Annotated in this window: 19 protein-coding genes; 7 read left to right on the forward strand and 12 right to left on the reverse strand. The window is 66.3% G+C overall.

The features are described 5' to 3' along the window. Positions 1 to 229: 229 nt before the first annotated feature. Positions 230 to 1,120 carry a G1 family glutamic endopeptidase gene (locus OHB26_RS01985; protein ID WP_330182521.1) on the reverse strand — a complete coding sequence of 297 codons (891 nt, stop codon included), beginning with the start codon at positions 1,118 to 1,120 and terminating at the stop codon, positions 230 to 232. A 289-nt stretch (positions 1,121 to 1,409) separates the two neighbouring features. Further along, on the reverse strand, positions 1,410 to 1,982 hold the full coding sequence (locus tag OHB26_RS01990) for an NADPH-dependent FMN reductase (RefSeq protein ID WP_330182522.1): 573 nt from the start codon (positions 1,980 to 1,982) through the stop codon (positions 1,410 to 1,412). A 155-nt stretch (positions 1,983 to 2,137) separates the two neighbouring features. Here OHB26_RS01990 and OHB26_RS01995 point away from each other — a divergent pair, with 155 nt between their 5' ends. Next, complete coding sequence (locus OHB26_RS01995) at positions 2,138 to 2,785, forward strand: TetR/AcrR family transcriptional regulator (protein WP_330185464.1); 648 nt, start codon at positions 2,138 to 2,140, stop codon at positions 2,783 to 2,785. A 4-nt stretch (positions 2,786 to 2,789) separates the two neighbouring features. Next, positions 2,790 to 3,629, forward strand: a complete 840-nt coding sequence (gene nadE, locus OHB26_RS02000) for an ammonia-dependent NAD(+) synthetase (RefSeq protein ID WP_330182523.1) — start codon at positions 2,790 to 2,792, stop codon at positions 3,627 to 3,629. A 404-nt stretch (positions 3,630 to 4,033) separates the two neighbouring features. Here nadE and OHB26_RS02005 read toward each other — a convergent pair whose 3' ends face one another. Then, the gene (locus OHB26_RS02005; protein WP_330182524.1) at positions 4,034 to 4,276 is read right to left on the reverse strand and encodes a MoaD/ThiS family protein; all 243 of its coding nucleotides are present in this window, start codon (positions 4,274 to 4,276) and stop codon (positions 4,034 to 4,036) included. Continuing rightward, entirely contained in the window at positions 4,269 to 5,327 is a 1,059-nt protein-coding gene (gene moaA, locus OHB26_RS02010) for a GTP 3',8-cyclase MoaA (protein WP_330182525.1), read from the reverse strand. The genes OHB26_RS02005 and moaA overlap by 8 nt, the downstream gene beginning before the upstream one ends. A gap of 85 nt (positions 5,328 to 5,412) precedes the next feature. On the opposite strand from moaA, the gene OHB26_RS02015 reads away from it, so the two are divergent. The 3 genes from OHB26_RS02015 (at position 5,413) to OHB26_RS02025 (ending at position 8,164) form a co-directional block, all read left to right on the forward strand. Next, entirely contained in the window at positions 5,413 to 6,618 is a 1,206-nt protein-coding gene (locus OHB26_RS02015) for a molybdopterin molybdotransferase MoeA (RefSeq protein WP_330182526.1), read from the forward strand. An 87-nt stretch (positions 6,619 to 6,705) separates the two neighbouring features. Beyond that, positions 6,706 to 7,743: a bifunctional molybdenum cofactor biosynthesis protein MoaC/MoaB gene (moaCB, locus tag OHB26_RS02020; RefSeq protein WP_330182527.1), complete on the forward strand. Its 1,038-nt coding sequence runs from the start codon at positions 6,706 to 6,708 to the stop codon at positions 7,741 to 7,743. Further along, the gene (locus tag OHB26_RS02025; RefSeq protein ID WP_330182528.1) at positions 7,736 to 8,164 is read left to right on the forward strand and encodes a molybdenum cofactor biosynthesis protein MoaE; all 429 of its coding nucleotides are present in this window, start codon (positions 7,736 to 7,738) and stop codon (positions 8,162 to 8,164) included. The genes moaCB and OHB26_RS02025 overlap by 8 nt, the downstream gene beginning before the upstream one ends. Positions 8,165 to 8,170: 6 nt before the next feature. Here the strand turns inward: OHB26_RS02025 and OHB26_RS02030 are convergent, their stop codons facing one another. Then, entirely contained in the window at positions 8,171 to 9,271 is a 1,101-nt protein-coding gene (locus OHB26_RS02030) for a CobW family GTP-binding protein (RefSeq protein WP_330182529.1), read from the reverse strand. Between the two features lie 111 nt (positions 9,272 to 9,382). Between OHB26_RS02030 and OHB26_RS02035 the strand changes: the two genes are divergently transcribed. Further along, complete coding sequence (locus OHB26_RS02035) at positions 9,383 to 10,900, forward strand: PucR family transcriptional regulator (RefSeq protein ID WP_330182530.1); 1,518 nt, start codon at positions 9,383 to 9,385, stop codon at positions 10,898 to 10,900. Between the two features lie 169 nt (positions 10,901 to 11,069). Here OHB26_RS02035 and pucL read toward each other — a convergent pair whose 3' ends face one another. Beyond that, positions 11,070 to 11,990 (reverse strand): factor-independent urate hydroxylase, encoded by a 921-nt coding sequence (gene pucL / locus OHB26_RS02040; protein WP_330182531.1) that lies wholly within the window; start codon positions 11,988 to 11,990, stop codon positions 11,070 to 11,072. A 182-nt stretch (positions 11,991 to 12,172) separates the two neighbouring features. On the opposite strand from pucL, the gene OHB26_RS02045 reads away from it, so the two are divergent. Beyond that, the gene (locus OHB26_RS02045; protein WP_330182532.1) at positions 12,173 to 13,537 is read left to right on the forward strand and encodes a uracil-xanthine permease family protein; all 1,365 of its coding nucleotides are present in this window, start codon (positions 12,173 to 12,175) and stop codon (positions 13,535 to 13,537) included. Positions 13,538 to 13,769: 232 nt separating this feature from the next. Here OHB26_RS02045 and OHB26_RS02050 read toward each other — a convergent pair whose 3' ends face one another. The 6 genes from OHB26_RS02050 to OHB26_RS02075 form a co-directional block, all read right to left on the reverse strand. Then, positions 13,770 to 14,063 carry an MTH1187 family thiamine-binding protein gene (locus OHB26_RS02050; protein WP_330182533.1) on the reverse strand — a complete coding sequence of 98 codons (294 nt, stop codon included), beginning with the start codon at positions 14,061 to 14,063 and terminating at the stop codon, positions 13,770 to 13,772. Continuing rightward, positions 14,015 to 14,329: a MarR family transcriptional regulator gene (locus tag OHB26_RS02055; protein WP_330182534.1), complete on the reverse strand. Its 315-nt coding sequence runs from the start codon at positions 14,327 to 14,329 to the stop codon at positions 14,015 to 14,017. The genes OHB26_RS02050 and OHB26_RS02055 overlap by 49 nt, the downstream gene beginning before the upstream one ends. Positions 14,330 to 14,553: 224 nt before the next feature. Continuing rightward, positions 14,554 to 15,573 (reverse strand): sulfate/molybdate ABC transporter ATP-binding protein, encoded by a 1,020-nt coding sequence (locus OHB26_RS02060; protein ID WP_330182535.1) that lies wholly within the window; start codon positions 15,571 to 15,573, stop codon positions 14,554 to 14,556. Beyond that, positions 15,570 to 16,376, reverse strand: coding sequence for a sulfate ABC transporter permease subunit CysW (cysW, locus tag OHB26_RS02065; RefSeq protein WP_330182536.1), 807 nt, complete (start codon positions 16,374 to 16,376; stop codon positions 15,570 to 15,572). The genes OHB26_RS02060 and cysW overlap by 4 nt, the downstream gene beginning before the upstream one ends. Then, positions 16,373 to 17,173, reverse strand: a complete 801-nt coding sequence (gene cysT, locus OHB26_RS02070) for a sulfate ABC transporter permease subunit CysT (RefSeq protein WP_330185465.1) — start codon at positions 17,171 to 17,173, stop codon at positions 16,373 to 16,375. Before cysT ends, cysW begins: the two co-directional genes overlap by 4 nt. 123 nt (positions 17,174 to 17,296) lie before the next feature. Further along, entirely contained in the window at positions 17,297 to 18,334 is a 1,038-nt protein-coding gene (locus OHB26_RS02075; protein WP_330182537.1) for a sulfate ABC transporter substrate-binding protein, read from the reverse strand. Positions 18,335 to 18,397: the final 63 nt, after the last annotated feature.

The following is an 18,397-nucleotide window of genomic DNA, read 5'->3' on the forward strand; positions in this document are numbered from 1 at the left end:
TAGGATGAACGAAGTGCCAGGACGCTCGATTCGCAACTCGACACGACTGAGGCACAGATCACAATTTCGGCATTCAGCACACTTCTGGCAAACCTGCTGTTCACGCTGATCAACAGGCTTCCCGCGAGTCACACGGGCCTCGAGCGAAGTGCGGTTTCACGGTTCGATCGCGGGGCCCGCGAACCTCGAACGCTCCCGAAAAACTCGAGCGCCCCGGCGTGTCGCGCACTCAGCCGATGGTGAAGCCGGAGCCCTCGACCGGACCCGGCGCCAGCAACCGGTTGGTAGCGGCGATGCCGTAACTCTGTGCGTCATAGGCCGACAGCGGTTTGCCGTCGATCCGGATCTCGGTGAAGGTCAGCGGCGCGAAACCCGGCAGCGCGGCATCGAGGTGACCCTCCACCACGATCTCGGCGGTGCGCGCGGGCGCGTCGGAGGGCTGCGTCGTGGTGCGCGTCCAATCGCGGGTGCGGTTCTCCAGCGTCATGACGTACCGGTGACCATCCCAGCCGACCGTCGAGTGCATGGTGTCGCCCGGACGCACCTCGACATCGTCATAACTGACCGGAGGCTCCGGGTAGCCCTCCCACCACGCGCCGACATCCTTTTCGGGAGTACACATTCCGCCGAGAATGCCCGCGGCACAGACACCGTCCATGGCACCGCTGACGGCATTGCCCACGCGATCACCGGCGTGCATGATCAGCCCCGCGAGCCGCGGATCCGCATAGGACAGGCCCGCCGCGAGATTCTCGAATTGCAGTCCCGGCAGCGCCGCGTAGAAGGCGGCATCACTCGCGCACAGGGATTCGACACCGGTCTGCATGAGCGGCAGCGCCACCTGACCATTGAAGTCGGTCGCGCCGTTCAATCCGACCCACGGCACGATCCGCTGCAGTGTGCCCTCATTGAGGCAGGAGATCTCGGGCTGCGTCCAGGTGGCGCTGACCTCCCGAAAATCACCCTTGACCACGTATCCGGCCCAATTGCCCAGATACAGGCGGACATTGGCTTCGGCGGTGGCATCGGTCGCGGTGACCACGGCCGCGGTGGCGGAGACGGCCAGTGCGGCGGTCAGGAAGCATCGACCCCAGACCGAGTTGCCGCTCATTAGCTTCATACGCTGAAGCTAGTCCAGAAGCGGACCGAACTGCGCGAGGCCACGACTGAAAAGTGGTGTCCTCGCACTGGATTCAGCGGCTACCGCTGGAGGTTGCTATCCGTTTCCCAGAAGGTTCAGGCATCGGCCTGACCTCACCCGCTACATCGAGATCCTCGTTGTAGAAGGGATATCGGCGAGGCCCTCGTAGCTGGTGATCTCGACAGGGCTGTGACCTGCGGCACCGACTTCCGATCAGGGAAGGCGGAAAGCCCCGGCGGTCTGCCGGGGCCTTGCGCGGGACCGTGAATCAGGCGGAGGCGCCGACCGTCTCGCGGCTCTTCCGAACCTGCACCACGAGCGCGGCGATCAGACCGGCGACCAGACCGCGGCTGGTCTCATCGGTCAGATTGCCCTGCTCGTCGAAGCGGGTGTAGTTCGCGCCGACGTGCACCTCGGGCTTGGTGACGACCTTGGAGTCGAGCCAGTGGAAGACATCGCGCAGATGGTTCTGGGCGCGGACGGTACCGAACTGCGAGCCCGAGGCACCCATGATGGCGACCGGCTTATCGGTCAGGAAGGACTGGCCGTAGGGGCGAGAAGCCCAGTCCAGCAGGTTCTTCAGCGCACCCGGGATGCTGTAGTTGTACTCGGGGCTGGCGATCAGCACGCCGTCGGCGTCGCGAATCCTCTCGCGCAGCTCGGTGACGGCGGCGGGCACATCACCCTCCAGATCCTCATCGAAGAACGGCAGGTCCCGAATACCTTCGTAGATCTCGATCTCGACGCCCTCGGGGGCGAGTTGCCGAGCGGCCCGCAGCAGCGCGCTATTGGTGGACGCGGCCCGCAGTCCACCGGAAATGGCGAGAATCTTGATCGTCATGGCGTTAACTCCTGATGCTCTCTGGCGCTTGGCGGCGCTTACGGTAGCATTCAACCGGACCACGGTCCACTTTCATCCCGGCTGAGAAGGGGTCCACTGTGACAGCGGGCAAAGCACCCGAAACGGGCGCTGCAATACCCATCGGCGCGGTATCCATCGGCACCCCCGGCGTCGGACCCGCACTACCGGTCATCGACAGTGAACCCGCCGAACGCGCCGACGCCGCCCGCAATCGAAAGCTGTTGCTGGACGCGGCAGCCGAACTGGTGCGCATCGGCGGCGCGGACGCGCTCACCATGGACGCGCTCGCCAAACAGGCCGGCGTCGGCAAGGGCACGGTCTTCCGTCGCTTCGGCAATCGCGCCGGACTCATGTACGCGCTGCTGGACGAATCGGATCGAAACCTACAGGCGGCGTACATGTTCGGGCCGCCACCACTGGGGCCGGGCGCACCCGCGCTGGAGCGACTGGTGGCCTACGGCCGAGCCCGCCTGTCGTACACCGAAATCATGGGTGATGTGATGCGCGCGGCCACCGACAACTCCCGGCGCTATGACGGCGCGCCCTATAACGTGTCCAAGGCGCATGTGTCGATCCTGTTGCGCGACTCCGGAATTCAGGGCGAGACAGCCCTGCTCGCCGACACCCTGCTGGCCCCGCTGGAAGCGGCGCTGGTGCTGCATCAGATTCGACGGCTCGGCTTCACCGTCGACCAGATCGGCGACAACTGGGAAGCCCTGGTGCGCCGAATCGTTCCGGCCCCCGCCACACGGCACTCGGACGGCGACCGCGCAGTACAGTGAGCGCATGGGAGACCTGCGCGAAGCGATCATCGCCGAACTCGGCGTACTGCCGGACATCGAACCGAAAACCGAAGTGCGGCGGCGCATCGACTTCCTCAAGGACTATCTACGCTCAACCCCCGCGAAGGGCTTCGTACTCGGCATCAGTGGCGGCCAGGATTCGACCCTGACCGGACGCCTGTGCCAGCTCGCCGCGGAGGAGTTGCGGGAGGAGGGCCGCGATGCCGACTTCGTCGCGGTGCGACTGCCGTACGGCAAGCAGTTCGATGAGGCGGACGCGCAGATCGCATTGCGCTTCATCAAGCCCGACCGATCCGTCACGGTGAACGTCAAGCCCAGTGCCGACGCGGCCGCGGAGGAGTCCGCCTACGGCATAGACGAATTGCTCGGCGGCGCCACCCGGCTGCGCGATTTCGTGCGCGGCAATATCAAGGCGCGCGAGCGCATGGTGTTGCAGTACGCGATCGCCGGACAGCTCAATCTGCTGGTCGTCGGCACCGACCATGCCGCGGAGGCCGTCACGGGCTTCTTCACCAAGTTCGGTGACGGCGCGGTGGACCTCACACCACTGACCGGTCTCACCAAACGTCAAGGCGCGGCCCTGCTCCAGGAACTCGGCGCACCGCCGAGCACCTGGCAGAAGGTCCCGACCGCCGACCTGGAGGATGACCGCCCCTCCCTGCCGGACGAGGAGGCGCTGGGGCTCAGGTACGCCGAGATCGACGACTACCTCGAGGGCAAGAACGTCACACCCGAGGTGGCCGAACGAGTGGAGACGATCTTCCGGAACACCCGCCACAAGCGCACGGTTCCGGTGACCCCACTCGACACCTGGTGGAAATAAGACGCCTAATCTCGCGCCCGCCGCACGCGAGTGCGGCGGGCGCTTTCAGGAGCCGTGACAACTGATTTCGCGAGATCGGGGTAACTCGTCGGGTACGACCGAAGTAGGTGTCGCGCCTGACGCGTCTACGCGTGGAGAAGTCCGAACGGCGCTGAGCCGTGCGCTGAAGTTTCGGAGAGGCGGGACGAGCAGTGCAGAGATGTGACTGTGCTGCCACTGGCCAGGGCGGCTGCGGCGAGCAGAAAAGCGCCGAGCAGTAGAGCGGGCAACAGTCGCGTCATGGCGACACCTCCCGATCAGAGGGACTGGACAGTCCGAATATCGGGATAGCGAATAAGTCGTTACCAAAAATTCTGCTCTTTTTGCTGATCAAGTGACCTGTTTATGATCAGCGGGCGTGGAACTCAGCCCCCGGCAAACGGGGGGAGCACGTCGACGCGGGGAGTCAGCACCGTGGTGGCGTCGCGGGTGAGCTCATCGCCGATGAGGTACGCGCAGACCTTGAGCATCGGCTCCAGCTTCGGGCCGTAGGTCCGCTCGAGCGTGCTGCGCAGATCGCCGATGGTCGCACCGGACGGCAGATCCAGCCGTTCGCTCGGCTTGCCGACCGCATCGGCTATCGCGGCGAAATAGCGAACCTCAACCACCGATCGCTCCCATCGTTCGTGCGGGCGGGACGAACCCGGCGGCATCGATGCCGTGCCCGGGGGATTTGTTCCACATGGCGCCGCGCCACAGCGTAGCGATCTCGGTGTCCGAGGCGTGCGACCGCAGGGCCGCGCGAATGTCGTACTCCTGATCGCTGAACAGGCAGGAGCGCAGGCGACCATCCGCGGTGAGCCGGGTGCGATCGCAGTCCGAACAGAAGCTGCGGGTCACCGAGGCGATGATGCCGACCGTGGCCGGACCGCCGTCCACCTGCCAGCGTTCGGCCGGGGCCGAGGGATCGTCGCGACCGAACTCGGTGAGGGTGAACCGCGTGCCCAGCACCTCGAGCAGCTCGGCGGCGGTGATCATATTCGCGCGCGCCCACTCGTGATCGGCATCGAGCGGCATCTCCTCGATGAAGCGGAGTTCACAGCCCTCGTCGATACACCAGCGCAGCAGATCGGCCGCGCCCGCCAGGGTTTCGCGCATGAGTACGGCATTGACCTTGATCGGGGTCAGCCCGGCCGCGCGGGCCGCGCGGATTCCGGCGAAGACCGAGTCGAGGCGATCGCGCCGGGTGAGCTTGGCGAAGCCCTCCCGATCGACGGTGTCCAGGGAGACATTGATGCGATTCAGCCCGGCTGCCGCGAGCTTGCTCGCGCGATGCTCGAGGCCCACACCGTTGGTCGTCATGGCCAGTGGCACATCGGGTAGCTCGGCCCGGCAGCCCGCGATGATTTTCTCCAGGTCACGGCGCATGAGCGGTTCACCGCCGGTGAAGCGCACCTCGTGCACGCCGAGCTCCTGAACGGCCAGCGTGACCAGCCGGACTATCTCGGCGGCGGTGAGCAGTTCATCGGCCGGAATGGCCGGTAGGCCCTCCTCCGGCATGCAGTATGTGCAGCGCAGCGAACACTTCTCGGTAATGGATACCCGCAGGTCACGCGCGGTGCGGCCGAAGCGATCCACCAGCAATGGAGTGTCCGGGCGGCCATCGAGGGAAGGCTGCCCGGTTCGTACTGCGGGCATCCCCATAGCGACCACGGTCATGCGACCATTATGTCCGGCCGCGCAACCCCCCGGCGGAGTGGCGAGCGGGGTTGCCCCGGACAGGCTCGCGGATATGCTCACCGACATGAGTTCCCGGCACGCACTGGCCCCGGCCCGTTCCGTCGACGACCACCGGCAACGCATCGAGGATCTGCTGCGACCGCTGGCCGCACGCGAGACCGAGGCGGTGCCGATGGACCGGGCGCTGGGGCGGCGGCTGAGCGCCGATGTGTACTCCCCCCTGGATCTGCCGGTCTTCCGGAACTCCTCCATGGACGGGTACGCGGTGCGCGCGGAGTCGGTGGCGATCGTGCCGGTGACACTGCCGTTGAGCGGGGTGGTCGCGGCCGGAAATACCGGGGCCGCGACATTGCCCGCGGGCGGCGCGGTGAAAGTCATGACGGGAGCGCCGATTCCGGCGGGCGCGGACTGCGTGGTTCCGGTCGAGCACACACATTCGGACGGGGAGTCCGTCACCATCGAAAAGAGCCGGACCGCAGGCGATTTCGTGCGCGAGGCCGGAACCGATGTGCGCACCGGACAGTTGCTGGCGGCCGCGGGGACATTGCTCAAGCCTCGCCATATCGCGGCGCTGGCGGCGGTCGGACTGCCGGAGCTGCCGGTGTACCGGCGGGTGCGGGCAGCGGTCATCACCACCGGGGACGAGCTGGTACCGGCCGGATCGCGGTTGCTGCCCGGACAGATCTACAACTCCAATGGGTTGGCGCTGGCCGCCGCGCTCACCGAGAACGGGGCCGAGGTGGTCTCGATCGCGCACTCGACCGATGATCACCGGGAGTTCCGCAGCCGCCTCGACGAGGCCGTCACCGCGGCCGATGTGGTCTTCACCTCCGGCGGGGTCTCGATGGGCGATTTCGAGGTGGTGAAGGAGACGCTCTCCACCCTCGGCGGTGAATTCGGCCATGTCGCAATGCAACCCGGTGGGCCGCAGGGCATCACCGTGGTCGATGGGACGCCCATCCTGAACTTTCCGGGTAACCCGGTCAGCACCATGGTGTCGTTCGATATGTTCGCGCGGCCGATACTGCGTGAACTCTCCGCTCTGCCCGCGATCGCGAGCACGGAGCTGCCGCTGCTGGCGGCGCTGCACTCCCCCGCGGGCAAGCGGCAACTGCTGCGCGGCAAGCTCACCCCCGAGGGGGTCGAACCGCTCGCGGGTCAGGGGTCGCATCTGATCGCCACCATGGCCCAGGCCGATGTGCTCATCGATATCCCGCCCGCCGACACCGAGGTGCCCGCCGGAACCGTGGTCCGCACCTGGCCCCTGTAGATCCACCCGAACGAACTCGCTTCGGCGCGGCGGGAACTGTGCTGCCCGCCGGTGTCGCGAGGCAGGTGGCTGTGCGAGGCTTGGGGTATGAGTGAGTTGTCCCATGTCGACCGGGAGGGCCGGGCGCGCATGGTCGATGTGAGCGCCAAGGCCGATACGGCGCGGGTCGCGGTCGCCGCGGGCGAACTGCACACCACCGCCGAGGTGATCCGCCTGGTGCGCGCCGACGATATGCCCAAGGCCGATGTGCTGACCACCGCCCGGCTCGCCGGCATCAATGGCGCGAAGAAGACCTCCGAGCTCATTCCGCTCTGTCATCAGCTGGCGCTGTCCTCGGTGAATGTCAGCTTCGGGTTCACCGATACCACCATCACCATCGAGGCCGTGGCCAAGACCAAGGGGCCCACCGGTGTCGAGATGGAGGCGCTCACCGCGGTGGCCGTCGCCGGGCTCACGCTGCACGACATGATCAAGGCCGTCGACCCCGGAGCCGCGCTGCACGTGGTGCGACTGCTGACCAAAGACGGTGGCAAGCACGGGCATTGGGTCCGCGAGGACGAAGTCGACGCGGATCGTGACGCGCATCGGCAGCATTCGCGGCAGCCGGACGCCGCCACATCCGATCGCACCCCGGCACCCCCCTTCGGCACCGGCCGCACTGCCGTGGTGCTGGTCGCCTCCACCGGCGCCGCCGCGGGCACCCGGGTGGACACCACCGGCCCGGTCCTCGCGAAATGGCTTGGTGAACAGGGTTTCTCGGTGCGCGGCCCACTGGTGTACGCGGATGCCGATATCGCCTTCGGATTGTCCGAGGCGCTGGCGGCCGAACCGGCGCTGGTGATCAGCACCGGCGGCACCGGGGCCTCCCCCACCGACGCCACCCCGGAGGCGACGCTCGCCGTCCTGGATCGGGAACTGCCCGGTGTGGCCGAATCCATTCGCCAGCGCGGTACCGCCAAATTCCCGCTCGCCGCCCTCAGCCGCGGTGTGGCCGGACTCTCCGGGCGCACGGTGATCGTCAACCTGCCCGGCTCCCCCGGTGGTGTGAAGGACGGAATCGCGGTCCTGGACGAACTTCTCGAACATCTGCTGGCCCAGGTGGCCGGAGGAGGCAGCCATGAGTGACGCCGTCGAACTCCTCGCCTACATCAGCGATCAGCCCTTGGACCCCACCGAGGTCGAGAAGGCGGTCACCGGTCCCGAACACGGCGCGGTGGTCGTCTTCACCGGCACCGTCCGCAATCACGATGGCGGGCAACCGGTCTCGGCCCTGGAGTACTCCGCCCATCCCGAGGCCGGACGCTTCCTGCGCCAGATCTGCACCGAGATCACCGAATCCTCCGGCCTGCCCGTGGCCGCCATCCACCGTATCGGCCCGCTGGCCATCGGCGAGTTGGCCATCGCGGTGGCGGTGGCCGCACCGCACCGCGCCGAGGCCTTCAGCACCTGCGCCACCCTGGTGGACCGCATCAAACACGAAGTCCCCATCTGGAAGCGGCAGCTCTTCACCGACGGTCTCTCCGAATGGGTGAACGCCTGCGGCTGAGCCGCCCTAGGCGGTGGACTCGGTGGGGGTCACGTAGCGCCAGACGGGGAGCAGCGAATTCGAGTCCAGCGGTGCGGGATCGGTATGGATGGTGGATTCGAGACGCTTGGTGATGTGGTCGGGATCCAGGCCCGGGCCGATGAGGACCAGGGTGCTGGTGCGGGGTTCATTGCGGGACCACGTGGTGGGTTCGATCGTTATGTGCCTGCCGACCATGTGCAGGACGAACTTTCGGGAGTCCTCCGGTACCGCGAAGGCCAGAAACCCCTTGGCTCGGAAGAGGCCGGGCGGCGGGTCCTCCAGAACGGCGATGACCTCGCGCGGGTTCAGGTCGGTGGGGCTGGTGAAGGAGACGCTTTCGTAGGCGTCGTGCAGATGCCGGTGATCGTGGTGATCCCCGCAGGTATGACCCGCATGGCCGCCTGAGCAATCGTGCTGCTCATCCTCGGCGGAGGCTTCGAGCAGCAGTTCGTCGAAGCTGAGTTGTCGACCGACACGGAGTTCGGCCGGATCGCGGGCGGGCAGGTCGAACAGCAGCGCGGGGTCTATCCGGCCCCGGCTGGTGGCGTAGACGGGGACCTGGCCGACCAGATCGGTGATTTCGGTACGGAGCCCCTCCAGTGCCTGCGGGGTGACCCGGTCGGCCTTGTTCAGCACGATCATGTCGGCCATGCGCAGATGCGTGGCGAGTTCGGGGTGCTGGGCACGGGATTCGGTGAAGTGTTCGGCATCGACGAGTTCGATGAGCCCGCCGTAGCGAATACGGGGATTGTCGCTACCGGTGACCATGCGGATCAGATTGCGCGGTTCGGCCAGGCCGCTGGCCTCGACGACGATCACGTCGATGCGCTGTTTGGGATGCGCCAGACGGTCGAAGAGATCATCGAGTTCGGTGACGTCCACGGCACAGCAGACACAGCCGTTGCCGAGCGAGACCATGGCATCGACCTGACCGGCCACCAGCATGGCATCGATATTCACCGCGCCGAAGTCATTGACCACCACGCCGATCCGGAGGTCGCGATTGCGCAGCAGCCGGTTGAGCAGGGTGGTTTTCCCGGCACCCAGGAATCCGGCCACGATCAGTACTGGGATGCGCCGACTCATTCGGTCCACCCTACGACAGGGGTGTGAGTCGGACGCAGCATGGATGAAACGGGGCGGAAATACCGGCGTTCTAGCGTGACGACATTCGGGGCCGATCACGGGAGGTGCGCCGTGCTGGTGCGGGACATACTGGACGCGCCGCAACTGCGGATGCGACTGCTGCACGGGGATACGGCGGAGCTGAAGCGACCGGTGGCGCGGGTATGCGCGACCGATATGCCGGACCCGCGGCCCTTTGTGACGGCGGGCGCGCTGGTCTGCACCGGATTGGTGTGGCGGCAACACGCCGAGGATTCGGACCGCTATGTCGGGATGCTGGCCGAGGCCGGAATCGCCGGGGTGGTCGCGGGACAGGCGTTGCACGGGCATGTGCCCGAGGATGTCGTGGCCGCGTGCGAGCGACACGGACTACCACTGCTCTCCGCGCCGCAGAGCGTGCCCTTCAGCCGGATCATCGAATACCTGGCCGATCAGGCGGCCGAATTGCGGTGGCGGCGTGTGCAATCCCGAGTGGATCGGCAGCGCCGGTTGTTAGCGGCCGTGGCGGACGGCAGCAGTGTCGGCGACCTGATCGCGGAGATAGCGCTGGAGCAGGAGATTTCGGCCTGGCTGGTGTCCTCGACCGGCCGCGTGATCGCCGGGACCGCACCCATCTCCGAGGATGAACTGGACCGGATTGTCGCCACCGCACTCACCGCGCCCAGACTGCCCGCTGTCACCAGAGGGGCTGTTCGAGTACTCCAGGTCGGTGCGAGCGATCGAATTACCGCCTGGTACTTGGCGATACGCCCGGCCGCGGCCGAGCCGGAGGCGTTCGGCCCGGACCTGGCCGCCATTGCCGAGCTCTATCGCCAGCGCGGTATGGACCGCCTGCACTTGGACTGGGAGCTCATCGACCGCTTCCCGGCAGCACCCGCGGATCGACCCGGCGCGCGTGCGGTGGCAGTGGTCTGTGCGATACAGGCCACCGAAACCCGAACCGACATAGGACTTTCCGAGGTGCGAGTGGCTCTGCATGATGCGCTGTCCGGCGCCACCACCTCGATCGACAAGCAAGGTCGCCTCGTCGCCATTGTCGACGGAACCCAGGACCAGACCGCCGAAGTGCTGCGCCGCCGCCTGGGCAGAATCGCGCCCGCGCTCACCGGCCCACGTCCCACCGGACCCGGCACGGAATCATCGGCCGTTCGCCTCGCTTTCGGGGTCAGCGCCCAGCAACGCGACGAATCCCTTTCCGGCGCGATCGCCGCCGCCGCGGCGGCCGCCACCGCCGCACTCGACGACGATGCGCCGGTCAGCGTCCGCATCGCCGATATCGACACGGCGGTAGGACTTTTCACCGCCGTCCCGGGCGGGCTGCAACGCCGCTTCGCCGAACGCGTCCTCGGTCCGGTCGTCGACTACGACCGGAAGAACGGCGCGGGGCTGCTGGAAACCCTGGAGGTCTACCTCGGCTGTGACGGCTCCTGGCGGCAGGCCGCCGACCGAATGCACCTGCACCTCAACACGGTCCGCTACCGCATCGGCCGAGTGGAGGAGCTCACCGGCCGCGACCTGGGTCGCATAGACGACCGCCTGGACCTGTACTTGGCCGTGCGCACACTCACCGCACCGGCCGCCTCGGCCTGACGCGCATACACGCCCACCTACCCCTCGTCCCCTCATCCCCTCGTCCCTCCGTCATCCCGGCATACTTTTGGCCGGGATCCACACCCTCAGCGCCGCAACATGTCTCGGTGGATCCCGGCCAAGAACGCGCCGGGATGACGAGGGGCAGACGTACAGGATGACGGAGCAGTCAGACCGCGCCGGTGTACGGATCCCAGGCGGGGCCCGCGGCGGGCGCGTCCTCGCGCAGGACCGAGGCGTGAATGAGGCCGTAGGGGCGGTCGTCGGCGTAGAAGACTTCGCCGTTATTGGCGACGTCGAAGCGGGAGAGGTCGAAGGACCAGTGGTGTTTGTTCGGCGCGGACATGCGGATCTCGGCGAGACACGGGTACGCCTCGAGCGCCGCCTGACCCATTTCGAAGAGCGTCTGCTGCAGGGCCTTGGAGTGCAGGGTGGCGAATTTCGCGATCATGACCGCGCGGATGCCGTCGTAGGTGGCGTCCCAGTCCTGCGGTTCGGTGGCGAAGCGCCAGCGGGCGGTGAGGCTGGTGGCGAGAATGCGATCGTAGGCCGGTTCCAGCACGGTGAACTCGTCGGTGAGGAAGCCCGCGAACTCCGAACCGGTGGATTTGAGAATGACCAGGTCCTTGACGCCGCCGATCACCCACTCCCGTTGCGCGGCACCGGTTCCCGTCACGGTGACGGCGGCAATGCGAATCTCGGGGCCGACCCGGGTCCAGGTGTGGTCGTGGCCGCTGCCGTCCACCGGAACCCGTTGCCAGGCATACTCTTCGATCTCGATGCGCGCCGACTCGACCGTCGTGATGTCATCGGCGAAGTGCCGTGCCAGAGCCTGTCCGTACTGTTCGATACTTCCGTCGCCGTGCGTCTTGGCGTAGGTGAAGATGGTCTGCTTCTGCGAATCGGTGGGCAACACCCCACCCTGATCGCCGACGGTATGCGCCTCGTCGAAAGCCCCACGCAGACAGGACGATACGTTCAGATCGCGGATCTCGTGCCGCGCGGTGTCGCGATAGATGCGCACCACCCGGTTCTCGGCCTTGCCATACTGATGCGGGCCGAGCACGATCTTGCCGGTCAACTCGGTCATGGTCGCCTCCCGTGGTCGATGAACACCTTGCCCCACTGTGGCGCATCCGCGCCGCCGCACACGCTGGTTCGCAAGACAAAACACCGCACGCCATCCGTCCCGCGCTTAGGCATATCGGACAAACCACCGGATGGCAGCGGCTGCCTAGCCTGAGTCGACCGCACGCGCCGTAGGGAGCCCTCATGACCTCGCCCCACCCCGTCGACACCCGATTGCCCTGGCATCGGCTGCTGGCCTTCGGTATTCAACATGTGCTGATCATGTACACCGGATGTGTGACCGTACCGCTGGTCTTCGGTGCGGCCGCCGGGCTGGACAAAACCACCGTCGGACTGCTGATCAGCGCGGATCTGCTGGTCGCGGGCCTCATCACCGTGGTGCAGAGCCTCGGGCCGGGGCGCTTCGCGGGTGCGCGGCTGCCGATCATCACCGGTGCCACATTCGTGGCAATGAGTCCGATGATCTTGATTGCCAAGCAATACGGCCTGCCCGCCGTCTACGGTTCGATGCTCATCGGCGGCCTGGTCGGTATCGCCCTGGCGTGGCCGTTCGCCATGGTGGTGCGGTTCTTCCCACCGTTGGTCAGCGGCACGGTACTGACCGTGGTCGGTGTTTCGCTCATCGGTGTGGCGGGCGGACTGATTGTTGGAAGCAACCCCAAAGCGCCTTCCTTCGGCTCGATCTCCCATATCGTGCTGGCCGCGGTGGTGCTGCTCATCGCACTCGTCGGTACCGTCTTCGGCCGCGGAATCTGGTCGCAGCTGGGCATTCTCATCGCCCTGGTGATCGGCGTGTTGATCTCCATCCCCATGGGTCTGATCACATTGGACGGCGTCTCGGGCACAGCCTGGCTGGGCGCACCGCATATCTTCTATTTCGGCGCACCGCAATTCCCGATCACGGCGGTGGTGGCCATGAGCATTGTGATGGCCGTGGTCTTCGCCGAATCGACCGCCAGCATGCTTGCCATCGGCGAGATCACCGGTAAGAAGTTGGAGCGCGCGGATCTGGCGCGCGGCCTGATCGGCGATGGGCTCTCGGCGGTGCTAGCGGGTGTGTTCAGCTCCTTCATCGATACCGTCTTCAATCAGAATGTCGGTGCGGTCTCCGCAACCCGCGTGTACAGCCGCTATGTGACGGCCGTCAGCGGTGCGATTCTCATAATCCTGGGCCTGGTGCCGCGTTTCGGCGCGATTGTCGCGGCGGTACCGCAGCCCGTGGTCGGCGGCGTGGGCCTGGTGCTGTTCGCCACCATCGCCGTCATCGGCGTGGACACCCTGCGCCGCGCCGATCTCTCCGACCGCGTGAATCTCACGATTGTGGCGGTGTCGATCGGTGTCGGACTGGTCCCGGTGCTCACCAAGGGCATGTTCGACAAGTTCCCGACCTCGGCACAGATTCTGCTCAATAGCGGCATCTCGCTGGCGGCGGCTACGGCATTCCTGCTGAACCTGCTCTTCAACCACACCAAGCTCGGCGAAATCGCCCGGGGCGCAGTCGAATCCGTCCCCGCCGAACCGGAACCCCAGGATCCGATCGCCGCCTGAAATCCGCCTCCTCATCGGGGATCGAAGCCGCGGATTCCGCCGACGCGCCAGCTGGGCGTCAGTGGGATTCGCGGCTCCGTCTTGCGCTCACCACTGAGCTGGTACGAGCGGTGTCGCCACCAGTCATCCCGGCGCGTTTTCGGCCGGGATCGACCGAAATCAGCTGGAGCACAGCCCGTGTGGAGCCCGGCCGAAAGAATGCCGGGATGACGAGGGTTGCGACTTCCCTTCACTACTCCGCGAGGTAGCGCTCTACCGTGGCGACCTTGGCGGTCAACATGTCGGTATGCCCCGGCCGCACATCGGCTTTGACCATGATGCTGCACCGGTTGGAGATCGCCAGTACCGCATCGGTGGCCTTCTTGATGACGGCGAAGACCTCGTCCCACTCCCCCTCGATCTCGGTGAAGCTCGCCGAGGTGCGATTCGGCAGGCCGCTTTCACGGATGACGCGAATGGCGGCCGCAACCGGTTCGCCTACGTCTTCACCTGCGCCGATAGGGGTGATCGAGAATGCTGCGAGCATGGCGGTGGCCTCCGGTGCCGGGTGAGGTAGTCGCTGTAGGTCGCCGAATGAATGGTGAGCCGTCCCCGATGGGTGACCTGCCAGGTGGCCGGGGTGTGCTGTGTCGCCAGAGCCAGCCCCGTTTGGGACAGCCCGTGCAGCGCCCGCCGCGCCGCGCCCGCGGTGAGACCCGTTGCGGCACACAGCTGGCGAACGGTGAGCGCGGCCGGAAACTCCGGCCGAGCCAATGCGGCAAGCACTCTGGCTTCGGATTCGGTCAAGGCCATGGTGTGGGCCTTCCATCGGTCGATCGCTGAGCAAATGGCTGGTATCCATCGGCTGGCTACCAGCGTCGCTCATTGGCCGCCAACCGTAAAGCTCTAGGAGACCTTCGCATCCCAACAACCGGCGTGTCGCACTATCCGATGGAAGTGGATCCCGGCCAAAAGCACGCCGGGATGACCGGATGGACTCGCACGCCGCGACGACGGGGCGGCCTCGCACCCGGCTCTCAGGCGACCGGGACCACGGCGACCGGGGCGACCGGGAGTTCCGGAATTCGGGTGGCGCGCGCGTAGACGGTTTCGCCCTCCGCCAGATGCAGGGCCTCGGCATCGCCGCGGGTGACCTGGGCGGTGAAGATATCGCCGGTGGCGGCATTGCGGAGTTCGACGCGAACCTCGAAGCCCAGGTGGACGACTCGTTCGACCGTGGCGCGGGTGACGCCCGCGGACTGCGCGGTGCCCTCGTGGGCGGCCAGCGCCATGGAGGGATCGCGGCCGACGCGGATATCGTGCGGGCGCACCAGGTGGCCGTTCAACTTGGCCACCGCACCCAGGAACGACATGACGAAATCGTTCGCGGGACGGTCGTAGACATCCTCGGGACTGCCGACCTGCTCGATGCGGCCCTTGTTCATGACCGCGATGCGGTCGGCCACATCCAGGGCCTCTTCCTGGTCGTGGGTGACCAGCACGGTGGTCACATGCACCTCTTCGTGTAGCCGGCGCAGCCAAGTACGCAGGTCCGCACGGACTTTCGCGTCCAGCGCACCGAACGGCTCATCGAGCAGCAGCACCTGCGGGTCGACGGCGAGCGCACGGGCCAGCGCCATACGCTGGCGCTGACCGCCGGAAAGCTGTGCGGGATACCGGTGTTGGAAACCGTCCAGCCCGACGATCTCCAGCAGATCGTCGACCTTCTTCTTGATCTCCGGCTTGGGCCGCTTGCGGATCTTCAGCCCGAACGCCACATTGTCGCGGACGGTCATATGTTTGAACGCCGCGTAATGCTGGAAGACGAATCCGATATCGCGCTTCTGCGGCGACACATTGGTCACATCGCGCTCGGCGATGGTGACGATCCCGCTGTCCAGGGTCTCGAGACCGGCGATCGACCGCAACAGCGTCGACTTGCCCGATCCGGACGGGCCCAGCAGCGCGGTCAGCTCCCCGGAGGGAATGTCCAGGCTGACATCGTCGAGCGCGGCGAAGGAACCGTAGCGCTTGTTGGCATTGGTCACGGTGATCATTTGGCAGTGCCCCGCTTGCGTTCGAGGAGTGTCATGAATAGGAGAACGACGAGCGCGATACCCATGAGCAGGGTCGCCGCGGCATAGGCGCCGAAGGCGTTGTGGTCCTGGTAGCGGCTGTTCACCAGCAGCGTCAGCGTCTGCGATTTACCGGGCAGCGCGGTGGAAACCATGATCACCGCACCGAATTCGCCGAGGGCGCGCGCCACGGTGAGCACTACACCGTAGGTGAGTCCCCAGCGAATCGCGGGCAGGGTGATCCGCCAGAAAGTCTGCCAGCGGGACGCGCCGAGGGTGGCTGCCGCCTGCTCCTGATCATCGCCGATCTCGTGCAGTACCGGCTCCACCTCGCGCACCACGAACGGCAGGGTGACGAAGATGGTGGCGATGACCATGCCGGGCAGATTGAAGATCACCTTGAGCCCGTGGTGCTCGATACCGCCGAGCCAACCGCCCGCGCCCCACAGCAGAATCAGTGAAACACCCACGACGACAGGCGAAACCGCGAACGGCAGATCGACCAGACCCTGGACCAGATTGCGCCCCGGGAATCGTCCGCGCACCAGCGCGAGCGCGGTGATGATGCCGAACACCACATTCACCGGCACCACGATGGCCACGATGATCATCGACAGATTGAAGGCGGAGATGGCCGCGGGCGTGCTGATCCAGTCGATGAACGTGCCGATGCCGTCCTCGAAGGTGCGCCACAGAATGAGACCGAGCGGCAGCACCAGCAGGATCAGCAGATAGCCCAGCGCCAGTGTGCGCAGCGAAAGACGGGTCGGGGTGGACAGTTTCATCGCGCATCCACCTCCTTGCGAACCGAACGCTCGGCGAACAACCGCAGAATCAGCAGCGACGCGAACGAGATGACCAGCAGCGCAACCGAAACCGCGGCCGCGTTGACCGGCCGATCGATCTCGATCTGCTGCTGGATGTACTGCGAGGCCATTTGCGTCTCGCGCGGAATATTGCCGCCGATCAAGACGACCGACCCGTACTCACCGATGGCGCGCGCGAACGCGAGCCCACCACCGCTGATGATCGCCGGAGCCAGCGTCGGCAGCACGATACTGCGGAAGGTGGTCCAGTTGTCCGCCCCCAGCGATGCGGCCGCCTGCTCCACTTCCTTGTCGACCTCGATGAGCACCGGCTGCACCGAGCGCACCACGAACGGCAGTGTGACGAAGGCGAGCGCGACCACCAGACCGGGCTGAGTGGCATTGAGGTGGATATCGATCGGACTCTGCGGCCCGTACAGCGACAGCAGCACAATGCTGGCCACAATGGTCGGCAGTGCGAACGGAAGATCGATGAGCGCGTTGACGATGCTCTTGCCCGGGAAGTCGTCCCGCACCAGCACCCACGCGATCAGCGTGCCCATCACGACATTGACGATCGCGACGATCACCGACACGAACACCGTCACCCGCAGCGCGTCCAGCGCGGCGGGCGCGGTGACGGCGTCCCAGAATCCGGCCCAGCCATCGCCGAAGGCGTTGTAGGTCAGAGCGGCCAGCGGCAGCAGCACGATAATGCTGAGCCACAGCACCGTGGTCGCGATGCCGAGCGGACCGACCGAGCCGGTCACCCGCAGCCAGGACCGTCGGCGCGGACGGACGGTGCTGCGCTTGTCATCGGAGACGTCGGTGCGCGTTCCGGCGTCTCCACTGCTGTCGTTCACAATCGCCAAGTATCCCGTGTGTCCCAGCTCACCCGACTACTTGGTGGCCTTGTCGTAGATCTGGGCGATGCTGCCCGTGCCCTGAGCGAAGAGCTCCTTGTCCACGGTCTTCCAGCCGCCGAGGTCGTTGATGGTCCACAGTTTGGCCGGAATCGGGAAGTCATCGGCGAACGCGGCGGTCACCTTCGGATCGACCGGACGGAACCCGGCCTGCGCCCAGGCGAGCTGGCCGGTGGGGGTGAACAGGAAGTCCTTGAAGGCCACGGCCTGCGTCGGGTTCTTGGCATTCTTCAGCACCGCGACCGGGTTCTCGATCTTGAAGGTGGTCGGCGGAATGGTGTGCTCGACCGGATCACCCTGGCGCTCGGAGAAGATGGCCTCGTTCTCATAGCTGATCAGCACATCGCCGACGCCCTGCAGGAAGGTGTCGGTGGCCTCGCGACCCGACTTGGGCTGCACCTTCACGTGCTTGACCAGTTCGGTCAGGTAGTCCAGTCCGGCCTGCGGGTTCTTACCGCCGTCGCTCTTGGCGGCGTAGGGCGCGAGCAGATTCCACTTCGCCGAACCGGAGCTGAACGGATTCGGCGTCACCACTTCCACGCCGGGCTCGAGTAGATCGTCCCAATCCTTGATGCCCTTCGGATTACCCTTGCGCACCACGATCGCCACTACCGAACCGAACGGAATCCCCTTGTTGGCGTCGGCATTCCAGGTCGGATCGATCAGACCGGCATCCACCAGGCGGGTGATGTCCGGCTCGACGGAGAAGTCGACCACATCGGCCTCCGCGCCGTCCTTCACCTTGCGGGACTGATCGCCGGAGGCGCCATACGAGCCGAGCACCTCGACGCCCTTACCGGCATCGGTCTTGTTGAACTCGGGAATCACCTTGTCGAACCCGGGCTTGGGGACCGCGTAGGCATACAGATTCAGCTTGCCGCCCTTGCCATCCGGACCGCCGCTGCCACCGATCACATCGCTGGAGCCGCCGCTGCACGCGGTCAGCACCGTGGCGGCGACGGCGGTGAGCGCGACCGCCAGATAACGACGGGGCAATCGGGAATCGCGTGACATCGGTGGACCTTTCCTACCGCTCGCCGGGGTGCGCACACCGCCGGCGGAAATCTGGGGACTGCC

Origin of the sequence: Nocardia sp. NBC_01503, from assembly GCF_036327755.1 — a bacterium.
In the GTDB taxonomy this organism is placed as follows: Bacteria; Actinomycetota; Actinomycetes; order Mycobacteriales; family Mycobacteriaceae; genus Nocardia.

What these genes read in the sequence shown, in the direction of transcription:
- OHB26_RS01985 (WP_330182521.1), bottom strand. Translation starts at nt 1,120, where the DNA reads ATGAAGCTAATGAGCGGCAACTCGGTCTGGGGTCGATGCTTCCTGACC.
- OHB26_RS01990 (WP_330182522.1), bottom strand. Translation starts at nt 1,982, where the DNA reads ATGACGATCAAGATTCTCGCCATTTCCGGTGGACTGCGGGCCGCGTCC.
- nadE (WP_330182523.1), top strand. Translation starts at nt 2,790, where the DNA reads ATGGGAGACCTGCGCGAAGCGATCATCGCCGAACTCGGCGTACTGCCG.
- moaA (WP_330182525.1), bottom strand. Translation starts at nt 5,327, where the DNA reads ATGACCGTGGTCGCTATGGGGATGCCCGCAGTACGAACCGGGCAGCCT.
- OHB26_RS02015 (WP_330182526.1), top strand. Translation starts at nt 5,413, where the DNA reads ATGAGTTCCCGGCACGCACTGGCCCCGGCCCGTTCCGTCGACGACCAC.
- moaCB (WP_330182527.1), top strand. Translation starts at nt 6,706, where the DNA reads ATGAGTGAGTTGTCCCATGTCGACCGGGAGGGCCGGGCGCGCATGGTC.
- OHB26_RS02025 (WP_330182528.1), top strand. Translation starts at nt 7,736, where the DNA reads ATGAGTGACGCCGTCGAACTCCTCGCCTACATCAGCGATCAGCCCTTG.
- OHB26_RS02030 (WP_330182529.1), bottom strand. Translation starts at nt 9,271, where the DNA reads ATGAGTCGGCGCATCCCAGTACTGATCGTGGCCGGATTCCTGGGTGCC.
- pucL (WP_330182531.1), bottom strand. Translation starts at nt 11,990, where the DNA reads ATGACCGAGTTGACCGGCAAGATCGTGCTCGGCCCGCATCAGTATGGC.
- OHB26_RS02045 (WP_330182532.1), top strand. Translation starts at nt 12,173, where the DNA reads ATGACCTCGCCCCACCCCGTCGACACCCGATTGCCCTGGCATCGGCTG.
- OHB26_RS02050 (WP_330182533.1), bottom strand. Translation starts at nt 14,063, where the DNA reads ATGCTCGCAGCATTCTCGATCACCCCTATCGGCGCAGGTGAAGACGTA.
- OHB26_RS02055 (WP_330182534.1), bottom strand. Translation starts at nt 14,329, where the DNA reads ATGGCCTTGACCGAATCCGAAGCCAGAGTGCTTGCCGCATTGGCTCGG.
- OHB26_RS02060 (WP_330182535.1), bottom strand. Translation starts at nt 15,573, where the DNA reads ATGATCACCGTGACCAATGCCAACAAGCGCTACGGTTCCTTCGCCGCG.
- cysW (WP_330182536.1), bottom strand. Translation starts at nt 16,376, where the DNA reads ATGAAACTGTCCACCCCGACCCGTCTTTCGCTGCGCACACTGGCGCTG.
- OHB26_RS02075 (WP_330182537.1), bottom strand. Translation starts at nt 18,334, where the DNA reads ATGTCACGCGATTCCCGATTGCCCCGTCGTTATCTGGCGGTCGCGCTC.